This is a genomic window from Acinetobacter sp. S4397-1 (assembly GCF_024129285.1).
GTDB classification, from domain to species: domain Bacteria; phylum Pseudomonadota; class Gammaproteobacteria; order Pseudomonadales; family Moraxellaceae; genus Acinetobacter; species Acinetobacter lwoffii_C.
The window spans coordinates 67290-81943 of the sequence record NZ_JAMXXZ010000011.1 but is presented as its reverse complement, the minus strand read 5'-3'; the positions used below and the strand labels follow the sequence as shown (position 1 = coordinate 81943).

The window sequence follows — 14654 nt, the reverse complement described above, 5'->3', positions numbered from 1 at the left end:
ACATCAGGACTAGAGTTGTGAGTTTGGTGTGGTAACTCAACTGATGGCTCTAGTCCTCTTATTTTTCAAGTCAATTTCTTATCCGCGATTCAGGTTAAATAAAAACTCTCTTTTTCTATAAAATGATATATACATTGCTCAAGATAATAAAAATATTATTGCAGGAGAGAAATGCTGCTGCATTCGCCGAAGGAGCAAGCTCCCAGGAAACTCTCAGGCAAAAGGACTGCAATAATATAAAAACTCTGGAGAGAAGTGTTTAATCACTCACCGAACGAAGGGGGAAGGCTGCTCTGAGTGCTATACAGTGACCGAAACAGTGACCGAAGCTCTCAGGTATACCTGACAGATAGGAAGACATCATAAAGCAAGGAGGTGCCTATGCGTCATGTGGTCGTAATTGGAGCAGGCATTACTGGTATAACCACAGCCTACGAGCTGGCTTTACTCGGGTATCAGGTCACTGTGCTGGATCGTCATCTTTATGCGGCAATGGAAACATCCTTTGCCAATGGCGGCCAGCTTTCTGCTTGTAATGCAGAAGTCTGGAACCAGAAAGCGACTGTGCTGAAAGGCATTAAATGGATGTCACAAAAAACGGCACCACTTTTGCTCAATCCCGCTTTTAGTTTGCATAAATACAGCTGGTTGATGGAATTTTTGGGGAATATCAAAAACTATGAAGCCAATACCCGGGAAACGGTCAAATTGGCTCTACTGGCAAGAAAGCGTCTGTTTGAGATTGCCGAAATCGAGCAAATCGACTTTGATCTAGAAAAGCGCGGGATTCTACATTTTTACCATAATAAAGCCGATTATGATGTGGCGATTCGAGTGAATGATCTGCTGTGTAGTGGAGGTCTGGAACGTAATGCGATTAGCAATGAAGAAATCAAGCAGATTGAGCCTGCATTAACGGGGAATTACTATGCCGGTTTCTACAGTCAGCATGACGCATCAGGGGATATTCATAAATTCAGTACAGGTCTTGCCAAAGTCTGTATGCAAAAAGGAGTGAGGTTTGAATTTGGTCAGGATGTGTTTGCAATAGCGTATCAGCTACAGCATGTCACCTTGAAATACCGGCCAAGTACTGAAAATGTACATGCAAATCGTAATGAGATTGTAGAGATAAAGGCAGATGCGATTGTGGTCTGTGCAGGGGTAGGTAGTTATCAACTGGCTAATCTGCTTGGTGAGCGGGTCAATATCTATCCGGTCAAAGGTTATTCAATTACAGTACAGTTAAATGATCAGCAAAGTCAGCACAACGCACCTTGGGTCAGTCTGCTGGATGAAAGTGCTAAAATTGTTTTATCGCGTTTAGGCCAAGACCGCCTGCGTGTTGCAGGAACAGCTGAATTTAATGGTTATAACCGGGATATTCGTGCAGACCGCATTCAGCCTTTGATCGACTGGACACAGCGTAATTTAAACTTGTGTACCGAGCATGTTCTTCCTTGGGCAGGGTTGCGTCCTATGATGCCGGATATGATGCCTGTGGTACGTCAGGGCAAACGGGAAAGGATATTTTATAATACTGGTCATGGTCATTTGGGCTGGACCCTGTCAGCTGCAACAGCGGCTATGATTAGTCAACAGATTCTCCGGCAGTATCCTGCCTAAAAAGGCTTAACCCACTTAAGAGCTTTTAAAATAAGAAAGTTTTAGTGGGTAGAAAATTAATTGTCTAATTTACTGAAATATAATTAAATATTGTATAGAAATAATCGGTTTTAGTTATTTAGTCATACAGACGGTATATTCCATTAAAGCGTTCACAGCCTTTTTGTTGACTACTGACTTTCAAGATGGCTTTGTCATAGCGAAACTGATATTTGCAATCATGTTCATTGTCAAAAATCTGGGTTTTCGTGTCCGGTGTGCTATAGGCCAAAAAAGGAACAGTCTGTGTTTCAGGGCGGTTATTTGGACTACGATAGGCGATTCCTTCAATCTTGATGCGGTCTTTGCTCAGTTGGTGAATTTTGAGATGTACGGGCTGTTTGGCCATGTATCCATTTTCAAATTTCAGATAATGCTGGGTAAGGCTCTGGTTAAGAGAAATATAAATATTCAAATCATCCAGACGCAGCTCAAACTGCTGCTTGAAACAGTCCAGGGTTTTACATTGCTGTATGCGTTTTGCCCATAACTGATGCGTATCTTTAAGTAAATACAGCGGCGCATCGGTAATTAAAAAAGCGGTCAGATATTGATTGGCCAGTTTTTCCCGAGGCTCATCCAGATCTGACGAACACATTTTTTTTATCGCGGCATTATTATTACTTTGCTTCACGCAATCCGGTAATTCTGCATGGCCGCTGGTCGTCGCCAGCATTGCTGTGCCGAAACATAGGCCGATTATTTTCATCATATTTAGATCAGTTTTCAGTAGCATGATCGCTTATACTTTCACTGTGTTACGCTTGGTCTAACTATAGCGAAATAGAAACGTAGTATACAAGATTTCAATTGGTTATTTCTAAAGGATAAAAGCAGTGGTTGCACAAATTCGTATTGGTCAGGGTCTGGATATACACGCATTTGAAGAAGGGGATTTTGTGACCTTGGCGGGTATCCAGATTCCGCATACGCATGGCTTAAAGGCCCATTCTGATGGTGATGTGATTCTGCATGCATTGAGTGATGCCTTACTCGGGGCATTGGCACTTGGGGATATTGGTCAGCATTTTCCAGATACCGATCCGCAGTTCAAAGGAGCGGACAGCAAGGTGTTATTAAAACATGTCTATCAGTTAATTCTGGACCGTGGTTATATACTGAATAATGCAGACATCACGGTTGCCTGTGAGCGTCCAAAACTGGCCAAACATAATCTGGAAATGCGTCAGAGCATTGCCGATGTGTTGAATGTGGAGGTGACTCAAATCAGTATTAAAGCCACCACTACTGAAAAATTAGGCTTTACCGGACGTCAGGAAGGTATCCTGGCCACGGCGACTGTCCTGGTTAGTCATCATAAATAACATCAAACAAAGTGATGGGGATGAATCAAGGACAATTCCAGTTCATGGGTTGCTTTACGGCCTTGAAGTTGTAGGGCAACCGCGTGCATGAGTCCGGTCCAGGTTTCATTGGGTTCCCAGATTTCATGTAAATATTCCTGGGCAGCTGGCATATCTATATTCATTGAGTATTGACGGTATAAATACATCAGGCAGCTGACATGATAATTCTTTGAGCAATGTACCCAGACCATGTGCTGTTTTACCAGATGATCAATCAGATCAAGTACTAACAGACATTGATCGTCAGAAGGTCTTTCCCAGGAAATTGGCAGCTGGATATAGTTCAAACCCAGATCAAGGCAAATTTTATCTTCATGTAATAAATGTTGGACGCTGTCGGTCAAAGCCACATTAATAACAGTGGATACGCCGTATTCTTTCATCAGTTTTAGCTGTTCGGCAGTCGGTTGGCCCGAGCTGAACAGATGCTCATGGATGAACTGAAAGTTTTCAATTTGGCTGAGCGCAGTTTCAATGTCATTCATCAGATAAAATTTTCCTTGTGCAGAAAGAAAAACGCCATCTTGGCGATGGCGTTTGTCAGATCGTTTAACGGTTTGGTAAAACGTCTTTTAATGCCTCGTGCATGTCGAGTAATATTTTTTCTGTAGTATCCCAGTCGATACAGCCATCAGTTACTGATTTACCATATTCCAAATCGGCCAGATTGGCTGGAATATCCTGACGACCCCCTTTCAGGTGACTCTCTACCATAATACCAACAATTGACTTGTTTCCATCAAGAATTTGTTCGGTAATGTTTTTTAAGACCAGAGGTTGTAAGAACGGATCTTTATTCGAGTTGGCATGGCTGGCATCAATCATGATCTTGCTACTGACTTTGGCTTTGGCCAAAGCAGCTTCAGCATCAGCAACCGAGCCGGCATCATAGTTCGGTTTGCCATTACCACCACGGAGTACCACATGTGCATATGGGTTACCTGAGGTGCGAATCACAGCAACCTGTCCTTGATCATTCAAACCGAGGAAGCTATGGCCATGTTTAACTGATTGCATGGCATTGGTTGCAACTGTTAAACCGCCATCAGTACCATTTTTAAAGCCTACTGGTGAAGACAGGCCGGAAGACATTTCACGGTGAGTTTGGCTCTCGGTGGTACGCGCACCAATCGCTGACCATGAAATTAGATCCTGATAATATTGCGGAGAGTTTGGATCCAGGGCTTCGGTTGCACATGGCAGGCCCATTTCATTGAGTTCCGTTAACAGTTTACGACCGATACGCAGACCTTTTTCAATATTGAAAGAGTCATTCATATCCGGGTCATTGATCAGACCTTTCCAGCCCACAGTCGTACGTGGCTTTTCAAAATAAACACGCATCACGATATACAGCGTATCTTTGACTTTCTCGCTCAATACTTTCAGGCGTTCAGCATATTCGTGTGCAGCAGCCGGATCATGGATAGAACATGGACCAATGACCACAAATAGACGTTTATCCTGACCATCTAGAATATTGCGAATCGTTTCACGACCATGCAGTACGGTTTGATAAGCAGTTTCAGTCAATGGTAATTCTGTTTTTAACTGAGCAGGCGTTACCAGAGGAATCATGCTTTGGATATTCACGTCATCAATATCTGATGCTGAAATAGGTTTTGACTGTAGTGTATTCATTGCCGTCACTGGTTTGATCATACAAAAGGTTGTTTAATAGCCTGAATATAACATGAATGATGCGTCACTTTGTTATAAAAAAGATGAATATTTCTTTGAAAAAAAATTGATGAATCGGATAGTTAGTTTAAACAGGCTGTATTTTGTCGGGTTGAAGTATCACTGCGGATTCAACAGGTTGCACAGGTTTAGATTTCACCGGATTAAGCATGAAATTAATACCAAGAGCAAACAGGGTGATTCCCAGAATCTTGCGGATCAGTTTTTCCGGCATACGTGAGCTGAGTAAAGTACCGATCACAATCGCAGGAATAGAACCGACAAGCAACCATCCCAACAGATAAAAGTCTACATTACCTGAACTCATATGGCCAAGGCCTGCGACTAAAGTCAGTAATACCGCATGTACCACGTCAGAACCAATAATACGGATCATGGGTAAATTGGGAAACATCAAGACCAGTGCCATAATTCCAAATGCGCCAGCACCTACCGAGGAAAGGGTGACAAACACGCCCAGTATAATCCCCATAATTATGATCAGGACACGTTTATCATTGGCTTGCAGTTTGACATGCTCCAGTTCTTGGGTCATATCTGGAAATGCCTGTTTACGGTATGTATTAAATAGCGCTTCAATCTGGCTACGAAATACAATCGAGGTGCCGGTCAGGGTGAGCATGAAACCCAAAACCATTGTCAGTACTAATTTGTAGTGAGCCGATTGGCTTAGGTAATTATCCAGTACCCAATGCGTGGCAAAAGAAGCCGGAATACTGCCTACAGCCAGCCAGATAACGATTGGCCACACAATATTCATTTTTTTGGCATGAACAAAAGAACCGCAAAATTTGGAAATGGCAGCATAGAGCAAGTCCGTCCCAATGGCGATATGCGGCTCAATCCGGAACAGGCCAATCAGGATTGGAGTCATCAGCGAGCCACCACCTACACCAGTAATGCCTACACAAAAACCCACCAGAACGCCTGCCAGAATAAATTCAATTGGACCAAACATGCATGTATGCCAAAATAAAAAACGAGCTTATCTTATGGTCTTTAAGCTTAAATTGTTGTCTTTATTGATGATTTACTTATTCTAAAAAAAGATAAAGATTTTATTGACTAAAGGTTCATTCTTAATATTCAAGTGATTAGTTCAATCTTACCAATGCAGTTTTAACAAATCTGAAGTGTAAAATTATAAAAGCCGAAACAGTGAGATTTTCTTGAATATTTAAACTCAGAAGAAATACAAGCGCTGTTTTCCATACAGAGAGCTGGAAACTTATTGGCACTGTGGGTTTCGCAAAGTACAGTTAATACAAGAATATTTATCTACAGGCTGTTTTAGGATTAGGCGATTTTCTTCAATACTTTTTAATACCTGAGCATTTTATCTTCGATCCTTTAGATAAGGAGTTCACTGCTTAAGATTACTTTTACCCCATCATTTTCTTTTATTTCGGCGGCTAGGTTCGCTGGATATTGCTTACTCAGGATTAAATTATGGATTATGTTAGAATCCTGTAAGGCTGACATTCGACACATCTGAGGGAATACACTTGCAAAAACGGAAACTTAAAATCGGAATCGTGGTGGGAGAGGTATCGGGAGATACGCTTGGTGCAAAGCTCATCCGTAGTTTTCGAGAGCAGGGTATTGATGTGGAATTTGAAGGGATTGGCGGGCCGCAAATGTTGGCCGAAGGCTTTAAGAGCTATTATCCAATGGATATTCTGTCGGTCATGGGAATAGTTGAAGTTCTCAAAGATATTAAAAAGCTGTTTGCCGTCCGTGATGGTCTGGTGGACATTTGGAGTAAAGATCCGGTCGATATTTTTATTGGTATTGATGCGCCCGATTTTAACCTGCGTCTTTCTAAAAGCCTGAAGCAGAAGCAGTTACCGATTAAAACCGTGCAATATGTCAGCCCTTCGGTGTGGGCGTGGCGTCAGGGGCGTGTGCATGGAATCAAAGCCAGTATTGATCTGGTCTTGTGTTTATTTCCTTTTGAAAAAGTGTTCTTTAAAAAGTGGGATATTCCAGCGGCCTTTGTCGGCCATCCACTGGCAGGTCAATTACCGCTAAAAAATGATCTGACCGAGGCTCAGACAGAACTGGGGCTGTATCCGGCATTGAAATACATCGCCTTGCTGCCAGGAAGCCGCCGCGGAGAGATTGAGCGTTTAGGGCCGTTGGTCTTGGATGCAGCCAACCTTTTACACCAGAAACATCCCGATTATATTTTCCTGGTTCCTGCCATTAATGAGGCACGCAAACAGCAAATTGAAAGTTTGTTGGCGCAATATCCGGCCAGTTTAACAGCGCGGGTACGACTCATAGAAAATAGCGGTCGCGAGTCAAAGATTGGCCGTCAAGTGATGAATGCCTCGAATATTATTGCCTTGGCTTCCGGGACCGCGACGCTGGAGGCGATGCTATTGCATCGACCAATGGTAACCTTTTATAAACTGCATTGGCTGACTTATCGAATTGCCAAACTGTTGGTGAAAATTCCCTATTTCTCATTGCCAAATATTATTGCGGGCAAAAAAGTCATTCAGGAACTCATCCAGTCTGAAGCGACCCCAGAAAAGCTGGCGACCGAAATTGAAAAGCTGATGAATATTGAAGTGGCTCAGATTCAGGTTATGCAGCACATCACCATGCACAAGCAGCTGCTATCCAGTAATAGTGAAGATCCTGTTAAGGCAATACTAGACTTAGTCCAATAATCGAACTTTAGTGCTCTGGCAATTGGAGCGATAGCGGGTGGGCGTTTGTTCAAACTGTTTTTTAAAGCTTTGACTAAACGCCGTCTCAGATGAATAGCCCACCAGATAGGCAATTTGCTGGATGCTAAATCCGCTATTTCTTAAATATTGGGCGGCTAGACGCAGACGGTGCTGTTGCAGATAGGCCAGAGGCGGCTCACCCACGACCTGAGTAAATAGTTGGGCAAATTTGGATCTGGACATGTGACATTGTCCGGCCAGACTTTCAACGGTCCAAGGTTGTTCCGGCTTGCCATGAATAACTGCCAGTGCATTCGACAGTTCAGGATGTGAAAGGGCATTCAGCCAGCTTGAAGCATCTTCCAGATTCAGAATATGATCACGGACACATTCAATCAGTAAGATACTGACCAGATGGTCCAAAATTTTATCACGTCCCGGACGCTGCTGCTGGGTTTCTTGGGCCAGAAACTGTAGGCCGATTTGTAGCCATTCGGGGGCCGTATCACCCAGAATATGCTGAATATGCAGATGCTTGGGTAATGCACTGAGCAAAGGTTTAGCCATCTGAATATCCATACTTGAGCGAATGGCCAATATAAAACTGTGTTCTGCCGATTGATCCGGATTGAGATCTACACATTGCTGCGAATGGGTCGGAAAAAACGGATTAATCGGAAGGTATTCAGAGAAATCGGTGCTGTCCGGGCAAGACAGACGGTGTGCAGTGCCCGCGGGTAATAACACCAGATCGCCTTGTTGCAGCTCAAGCAGACTGCCGTCCATGAATTTTAATTGTGCTTGGCCGTGTAACAGTACATAAGCCAGCATGGATGGTTCATGCTGATAGGCAAAGCCACCCGGATGAAAGACCTTAATATAAAGGTATTCTGATTTCTCCAAATGAATATCATCAAAAATTTTACTTAAAGCATCCATGCCTAACTCGATGTGACTATTTTAGTCAGTTTATTTCAAATGATCTGGTTTTTGTGATTGAGGGCCAAAATTTGGCCCATGGAGCCAAAGACGCTGACATAGTTTTTCTGGACTTTAAATACTGTTCGCCGATGCTGAAATATTGAACTATATGTGCAGAGTAACATAAAAAAGGAGGGTCGCAATGAATGCCCCTGCACAAATTCAAACCGTTCAGTTCAAGCAGGATGCACCCGCACTCAAAGGGCGGCAACTGGATAAGAAACGTTTTGGCTGGCTACTCAGCCCCGGCTTGCCTGTAATTGGTATGGGAATTCTGGCTGGTTATCATTTTGGCCCTAAGGCAACTAAAAAAGTTTTTGCCTTGGGTGGACCTTTACTACTGCATGTAATTATTCCGAGCTTGGATGCCCTGATTGGTGATGATGCCAATAATCCCGATGATGTGCAGATTCAGGCACTGGTTAAAGATCCTTATTATGACCGTATTGTGAAGCTGTTCATTCCCTTACAAATAGCGGCTAATGCCTTTGCAGGCTATGTGGTGACTCGTCCGGAAGTGTCTTTGCTGGACCAGATCCTGCTTGGTATGTCGATGGGTGCGATTAACGGCATTGGGGTGAACACAGCTCATGAGCTGAGTCATCGTCCTCATAAAAAAGACCATTACTGGTCACATGCCAGTCTGATGCCGTTGGTCTACAACCATTTTCGTATTGAACATCCATATGGGCATCATAAGCGGGTAGCGACCCCGGAAGATCCGGCTTCTTCAAAAATGGGCGAATCTTTTTATCGTTTCTGGCCACGCACCGTAATAGGGGGGCTGAAATCCGCAGTTCAGATTGAAAAAAGACGCTTGGAGCGTAAAGGTTTAAAGTTCTTTAGTACGGAAAACGAGCTGTTTCATGGCTGGGCCATGAGTGCCTCTTATCATGCCCTGATGTTCAAGGCGTATGGCAAGAAACTTATTCCTTATACTGTGACGCAGGCATTTTATGGCATCAGCCTGTTCGAGATTGTGAATTATCTTGAACACTATGGTCTGAAACGCGGACTAAAAGCCGATGGCAGTTATGAAAGAACATTGCCAGAACATAGCTGGAACAATAACAATATTGTGACCAACCTGTTTTTATATCAGTTACAGCGCCATTCGGATCATCATGCTTTTCCAAGCCGGCCATTCCAGGCACTGCGCCATTTTGATGAAGCACCGGAATTGCCAGGTGGTTATGCCACGATGCTGATCCCAGCTTTAATTCCACCTTTATGGTATAAAATGATGGATCAGCGCGTATATCAGCATTATCAAGGGGATTTGACCAAGGCTAATATTCTGCCTTCCAAGCGGGCTAAAATCTTTAAAAAATTTGGTGTGCTAGACAGGACACTAGCCTAATTGAATTGGCTTTATCCTGTATGAGAAGTTTAGAGATATATGTTCTGATTTTGATTTGACATTTTTTTATTCTGCATTAAATTTCAGCAATTATTTTGATTATTTGGGTTTGGTTCATATGCGCAGCATAGCTTCACAAGGCGGATATCTTATGAAGCTATGCTGTTTAGCTTAAAACCCGTCAAATACTGCTCTTATTTGAGATCACAGAATACAGCGAGTTTCATGCAGTCTAACCTCCAACCAGTGCGGAAGAGGTTTTGCTGTATGGTATATTCATGAACTTAAACTTTAAAAGTTAAGCCATTTTATATGCGCTCAACAGCTAATTAAACATACAAAAGATCTTAGAACCAGTCAGCCTGCATCTTCAGGCACGTGTCATCAAAGTTCATCAGTAACTTGGCCTGATGCTCAATTTCAGGTAATTCCCATCGAATAAAATATTGAGCCGCCTGCATTTTTCCGGCCAAAAAATCCTGATCTTCCTGCTGAGAGGAAGAGGCGAATTTGTGTTGAGCTTGATGAGCCATCTCTAGCCAGAGCCAGGCAATGATGGTTTTGCCCATCATGTCCAGATATAAACCTGAATTCGCCAAGGACTCACTGACCTGACCCTGTATTAAGGCCTGACCCAGTTTCTGTGTGGTGGCCTGTACCGTATTTAGATGCTGTTTAAATTGTTCTGCCAAGTCGATCAATGTTGTATGCTGAGTATCCGACAGGGTTTTCTGCATTCGCTGCATCAACAAGCCCAGCCCCTTACCATTGTGTTGCCAGAGTTTGCGTCCGAGCAAATCCAGCGATTGAATCCCATACGTGCCTTCATGAATCGGATTCAGGCGATTATCCCGGTAGCATTGTTCTACCGGATATTCGCGGGTATAACCAGCGCCCCCCAAAACCTGGATTGCCAGATCATTGGCTTTAACCCCATAAGCAGACGGGAATGATTTAACCACAGGGGTAATTAAATCTAGCAAGATTGCACTGTCTTCATTTTGTGCAGCCTGATGCTCATCAATCAATCGGGCTGCAAAAAGGCAAAGGGCCAGAGAGCCTTCTACATAAGACTTCTGTGCCAGCAGCATACGTTTTACATCCGTGTGCTCAATAATATTGACGGGTTTGATATCAGTGCCTTTTTCATGTACCGGACGGCCTTGTGGACGGTTCTTGGCATAATCCAGCGACTTCAGATAGCCGCGATAACCAATCATGGCAGCGCCAAGGCCTACGCTGACACGTGCTTCATTCATCATCTTGAACATGTATTTTAAGCCCTGTCCTGGCTCACCGATTAAATAGCCTAAGCAGTTGTCATTTTCACCAAAATTCAAGATAGTTGACGCGGTTCCACGATAACCCATCTTGTGCAAAAGACCCGCCAGTTGTACATCATTGGATTCACCGAGTGAACCATCACTATTGGTTTGGAATTTCGGCACAATAAACAGGGAAATGCCTTTCACTCCTTGCGGAGCATCCTGAATACGGGCCAAAACAAGATGTACTATATTTTCAGTAATATCCTGATCGCCGCCAGAAATAAACATTTTTTGACCTTTAATGCGATAGCTGCCATCTGCTTGAGGAGTAGCTCTCGTGGTCAGATCTCCTAGAGAAGAACCGACATTCGGTTCAGTCATTGCCATGGTGCCTGCAAAGCGGCCACTCAACATAGGTGGTAAAAACAGCTGTTTTTGTTCTGCCGAGGCAAAGGCCTGAATCAGATTGGCTGCGGCAGCAGTCAGAAAAGAATAGGCCACAGTTGAAGGGTTCGCTGACATGAAATAGGCATTACACGCCATATTCACCAGAACCGGCAATTGCATACCGCCATCTACATAATCATGTGGAGCACAGAGCAGTCCGGCATTGGCAAACTGTTGCCAGGCTACTTTGACTTCAGCAAGGGTTTCTACCTTTGTACCGTCAAAGCTGGGCTCATGCTGATCAGCCTTGGCATTGTGCGGCGCAAAATAATCAGTTGCGATGCCTTTGGCTGTATCCAGGATACTATCAAAGGTGTTTTTATCATGATCCTGATAGCGCTCCAGTTCGGTTAGCGCGTCCAGTTTAAATACATCATAAAGCAGGAAATTAAGATCTTTATCATTGATTAGTTGAGTCATGGTTCGGTCCTGAAAAAACATCCTTGAGATAGCTTTCCAGACTAGCAGTTGCTTTTATTCAAGAGGATTGTCAATAATGACATGAAGCGGGTGAAAAGCGACAAAAAGCAAAGATGCAACAGGTAGTAATTTTAGGTTTTGATGGCGCTTTGGCTTCAGCAATTACTGGAGTGGCCGATTTATTCGCCATGGCCGGTGTGAGCTGGAACCGGATTCAGCAACAGCATGTGCAACGTCGGTTTACAGTTAAAGTTGCCAGTCCAGATGGGCAAGCTGTCCGCTGCATTAATGGTCTGGAATTGCAGGCCCATTGTGCCTATCACGAAATTAAGAACGCGGATATTCTGGTTGTGCCCACAATTGCTGCTCCGATTCTGGAAGTACTGGAGCAGAATCGGAGCCTGATCGAGTTTCTTAAAACCGCTCATACGCAGGCAATTCTCATTGCTGGAAATTGTACCGGGAATTTCTTTCTTGCAGAGGCTGGAATTTTAGACGATCGTGTCGCCACCACACATTGGGGTTTTCAGGATATGTTTCGCTTACGCTATCCGCAGGTCAAACTAAATGCTGATTTGATGATCAGCCGCGATCAACATATTTATTGTGCGGGTGGAGGTTTGGCCTGGTTTGATCTGGGACTGCATTTGATCGAGCGTTTCCATGGATTTGAAGTTGCCATGCAATCTGCCAAGTCCTTTGTCATTGATTATCGGCGTGATAGTCAGTTGTCTTATTCTTTATTGAAAATTGGCAAGCCGCATCAAGACGAACTGGTACAAAAGGTACAGGATTGGCTGCAGCAGAACTTTGATCGGAATTTTGTTCTGGATGAGCTGGCGGACCAGTTTAATGTCACTACTAGAACCTTGATCCGACGCTTTAAGCAGGCGTTAGATGTACCGCCAAACCAATATTTGCAAGCCATCCGTATTGAAGCAGCACGCAAACGGCTGGAAGAAACTGATCAGGCCGTCGATCTTGTTATGCAGCATGTGGGCTATCAAGATCCCAGCTCATTCCGGCGTTTGTTTCATAGAAAAACAGGACTAACTCCTTTAGAATATCGGCGCCGGTTTAGCCAGCGCTTTTAAAACGTTATTCACTTGAGGTTTGGAGTTTGGCAGCAGTTCTGCCATGCAATAGATAATACCAGATTAAGCCGCTGATACTGACTAAGGCCAAGACGAGATATAACTGACGATAGCCGATCTGATCCAGCAACATTCCCAGAAAATAAGGTCCAAAACCTAGACCCGCATCCAGGGCAATAAAGAAGGTCGAAGTTGCCAGACCCATACGCTGTAAAGTGGTACTTTTTACAGCAATCGTCTGACAGACCGACAGGATATTGCCGAAACCAAAACCAAGCAGCGCTGCGCTTGTTAGTAACATGACTGAGTTTTGGGCCTGACTAAGCAAAAAAATACCCAATGCCATAAGGATAATCGCAGGATAAATAATGATATTTTCACCTTTACGATCCATTAGTGGACCAGTAAAAGGGCGCGATAGCAAAATGGCAATGGCATACATTAGAAAGAAGAAAGAGGCTGTTTCGACCAGATCAATGTCTTGGGCATAGAAATGGATAAAAGACAAAACGCCTGAATAACAGGTTGTTAACAGCAGGACAATGACTGCAATTGGTAGGGCTTTCGGCTCAATATATTGCGCCAGTTTACTAGAAGCCTGTGAAGTCGCTTGAATTGATGTCCTTGATTTAATAGGCGGCGGCTGGATAAATACGCTACAGATAAGGCTGCTTAGTGCGATGACACTGCTCACCAAAAAAATCATCTGATAATCAAAATGTGACATCAACCAGATGCCCATAAAGGGACCAATTGCGGTGCCGACCGTATTGCTCATACTAAAGTAGCCAATTCCTTCACCGCGCCGTGTTACCGGAATAGTCTGAGCAATCACCGTACCCAGCACAGTTGATGCCACCCCCATCATAAAGCCATGGATTAGGCGAATCCCCAACAGAAGTTCCAGCTGAACCGGAATCATATAAAGTCCGGAAAAGATCAAAAAACCTGTTAAACCTGACAGAAGGGTAAGTTTGAGACCCAGACGGTTTAGTAATTTTCCAATAATAATACGGCCCAATAAGGTCCCAACAATAAACAGGCCGGAAACCAGACCGGCTTGCGCTGTACTGGCGCCCAATTCGGCCACAGAGTAGCCGACAATCACAATCACCAACAAATAGAAAACCAGTACCAGTTGAAAATTCACCAAACTGATCAGGATGAAATTGGAAGTCCAAAGAGGAGCTTTATCTTGGCTCATTGGCATCTCCTTGAGACGAAGTAGGCTGCAATTGCTGCATCAATTCCAATAAAACATGTCGGCTGGCAGCGATTTCTTTATCTGGAATTTGAGCCAGAAGCTGATCTTCAAAAGCATCGATCTGTGTGGAACAGACTGCAAAAGTCTCAAGACCTTTGGGGGTTAAAGTAAAAAGCTTCTGACGTCGGTCTGGGGTTTCAAGCTGAGAAATAAGGTCTAATTCGACCAGATACTGAATCCGTTTGGTAATACAGGGCTTAGATACATTCAGATAGCTGGAAATGTCGGCCAGCGTACATTGCTGCTGTGACTGAATCACATAGAGCACCTGCCACAAAGAATAATTAAGTTGTGATGACAGCAATATGATATTGATTTCATCACTCATGAGCCGTGCACAGCGTAAAAGCAGAGCACGAAACCGGAGCATAGTAGGCTGCATATAGTTAACCTGGCTAACTAATTTTTG

General features: G+C 43.7%; 13 protein-coding genes and 1 riboswitch. Of the genes, 5 read left to right on the top strand and 8 right to left on the bottom strand.

The features are described from left to right. Nucleotides 1–151: 151 nt before the first annotated feature. Nucleotides 152–239: riboswitch (glycine riboswitch) on the top strand. A 142-nt stretch (nucleotides 240–381) separates the two neighbouring features. Then, nucleotides 382–1626: a D-amino acid dehydrogenase gene (locus NI467_RS07950; protein ID WP_253152170.1), complete on the top strand. Its 1245-nt coding sequence runs from the start codon at nucleotides 382–384 to the stop codon at nucleotides 1624–1626. A gap of 118 nt (nucleotides 1627–1744) precedes the next feature. On the opposite strand, the gene NI467_RS07945 is transcribed toward NI467_RS07950, so the two are convergent. Continuing rightward, complete coding sequence (locus NI467_RS07945) at nucleotides 1745–2401, bottom strand: hypothetical protein (protein WP_253152168.1); 657 nt, start codon at nucleotides 2399–2401, stop codon at nucleotides 1745–1747. A 100-nt stretch (nucleotides 2402–2501) separates the two neighbouring features. On the opposite strand from NI467_RS07945, the gene ispF reads away from it, so the two are divergent. Beyond that, nucleotides 2502–2990, top strand: a complete 489-nt coding sequence (ispF, locus tag NI467_RS07940; protein WP_253152166.1) for a 2-C-methyl-D-erythritol 2,4-cyclodiphosphate synthase — start codon at nucleotides 2502–2504, stop codon at nucleotides 2988–2990. 2 nt (nucleotides 2991–2992) lie between these two features. Here the strand turns inward: ispF and NI467_RS07935 are convergent, their stop codons facing one another. The 3 genes from NI467_RS07935 to NI467_RS07925 all read right to left on the bottom strand — a co-directional run bounded on the left by NI467_RS07935 (nucleotide 2993) and on the right by NI467_RS07925 (nucleotide 5691). Next, on the bottom strand, nucleotides 2993–3517 hold the full coding sequence (locus tag NI467_RS07935) for a protein tyrosine phosphatase family protein (protein ID WP_151204387.1): 525 nt from the start codon (nucleotides 3515–3517) through the stop codon (nucleotides 2993–2995). A 64-nt stretch (nucleotides 3518–3581) separates the two neighbouring features. Further along, nucleotides 3582–4673, bottom strand: a complete 1092-nt coding sequence (locus tag NI467_RS07930) for a 3-deoxy-7-phosphoheptulonate synthase (RefSeq protein ID WP_253152164.1) — start codon at nucleotides 4671–4673, stop codon at nucleotides 3582–3584. Nucleotides 4674–4800: 127 nt separating this feature from the next. Further along, nucleotides 4801–5691: a sulfite exporter TauE/SafE family protein gene (locus NI467_RS07925; protein WP_253152162.1), complete on the bottom strand. Its 891-nt coding sequence runs from the start codon at nucleotides 5689–5691 to the stop codon at nucleotides 4801–4803. Between the two features lie 547 nt (nucleotides 5692–6238). On the opposite strand from NI467_RS07925, the gene lpxB reads away from it, so the two are divergent. Then, nucleotides 6239–7411, top strand: a complete 1173-nt coding sequence (gene lpxB, locus NI467_RS07920; protein WP_253152160.1) for a lipid-A-disaccharide synthase — start codon at nucleotides 6239–6241, stop codon at nucleotides 7409–7411. Here the strand turns inward: lpxB and NI467_RS07915 are convergent. Then, the gene (locus NI467_RS07915; RefSeq protein WP_253152158.1) at nucleotides 7400–8350 is read right to left on the bottom strand and encodes an AraC family transcriptional regulator; all 951 of its coding nucleotides are present in this window, start codon (nucleotides 8348–8350) and stop codon (nucleotides 7400–7402) included. The two genes, lpxB and NI467_RS07915, sit on opposite strands and share 12 nt — an antisense overlap. A 184-nt stretch (nucleotides 8351–8534) precedes the next feature. Between NI467_RS07915 and NI467_RS07910 the strand changes: the two genes are divergently transcribed. After that, on the top strand, nucleotides 8535–9752 hold the full coding sequence (locus NI467_RS07910; RefSeq protein WP_253152156.1) for an alkane 1-monooxygenase: 1218 nt from the start codon (nucleotides 8535–8537) through the stop codon (nucleotides 9750–9752). Nucleotides 9753–10099: 347 nt separating this feature from the next. On the opposite strand, the gene NI467_RS07905 is transcribed toward NI467_RS07910, so the two are convergent. Further along, nucleotides 10100–11887 carry an acyl-CoA dehydrogenase gene (locus tag NI467_RS07905; RefSeq protein WP_253152154.1) on the bottom strand — a complete coding sequence of 596 codons (1788 nt, stop codon included), beginning with the start codon at nucleotides 11885–11887 and terminating at the stop codon, nucleotides 10100–10102. 113 nt (nucleotides 11888–12000) lie between these two features. Here NI467_RS07905 and NI467_RS07900 point away from each other — a divergent pair, with 113 nt between their 5' ends. After that, entirely contained in the window at nucleotides 12001–12981 is a 981-nt protein-coding gene (locus NI467_RS07900) for a GlxA family transcriptional regulator (protein WP_253152152.1), read from the top strand. A 4-nt stretch (nucleotides 12982–12985) separates the two neighbouring features. Here the strand turns inward: NI467_RS07900 and NI467_RS07895 are convergent, their stop codons facing one another. Next, a complete protein-coding gene (locus NI467_RS07895; RefSeq protein WP_151204395.1) occupies nucleotides 12986–14185 on the bottom strand; it encodes an MFS transporter in 1200 nt (399 codons plus the stop codon). Then, nucleotides 14172–14615 (bottom strand): MarR family winged helix-turn-helix transcriptional regulator, encoded by a 444-nt coding sequence (locus NI467_RS07890; protein WP_227548032.1) that lies wholly within the window; start codon nucleotides 14613–14615, stop codon nucleotides 14172–14174. Before NI467_RS07890 ends, NI467_RS07895 begins: the two co-directional genes overlap by 14 nt. Nucleotides 14616–14654 lie beyond the last annotated feature (39 nt).

Coding starts and splice junctions, on each gene's coding strand:
- NI467_RS07950 (WP_253152170.1), top strand. CDS start 382: ATGCGTCATGTGGTCGTAATTGGAGCAGGCATTACTGGTATAACCACA.
- NI467_RS07945 (WP_253152168.1), bottom strand. CDS start 2,401: ATGCTACTGAAAACTGATCTAAATATGATGAAAATAATCGGCCTATGT.
- NI467_RS07935 (WP_151204387.1), bottom strand. CDS start 3,517: ATGAATGACATTGAAACTGCGCTCAGCCAAATTGAAAACTTTCAGTTC.
- NI467_RS07930 (WP_253152164.1), bottom strand. CDS start 4,673: ATGAATACACTACAGTCAAAACCTATTTCAGCATCAGATATTGATGAC.
- NI467_RS07925 (WP_253152162.1), bottom strand. CDS start 5,691: ATGTTTGGTCCAATTGAATTTATTCTGGCAGGCGTTCTGGTGGGTTTT.
- NI467_RS07915 (WP_253152158.1), bottom strand. CDS start 8,350: ATGGATGCTTTAAGTAAAATTTTTGATGATATTCATTTGGAGAAATCA.
- NI467_RS07910 (WP_253152156.1), top strand. CDS start 8,535: ATGAATGCCCCTGCACAAATTCAAACCGTTCAGTTCAAGCAGGATGCA.
- NI467_RS07905 (WP_253152154.1), bottom strand. CDS start 11,887: ATGACTCAACTAATCAATGATAAAGATCTTAATTTCCTGCTTTATGAT.
- NI467_RS07900 (WP_253152152.1), top strand. CDS start 12,001: ATGCAACAGGTAGTAATTTTAGGTTTTGATGGCGCTTTGGCTTCAGCA.
- NI467_RS07895 (WP_151204395.1), bottom strand. CDS start 14,185: ATGAGCCAAGATAAAGCTCCTCTTTGGACTTCCAATTTCATCCTGATC.
- NI467_RS07890 (WP_227548032.1), bottom strand. CDS start 14,615: ATGCTCCGGTTTCGTGCTCTGCTTTTACGCTGTGCACGGCTCATGAGT.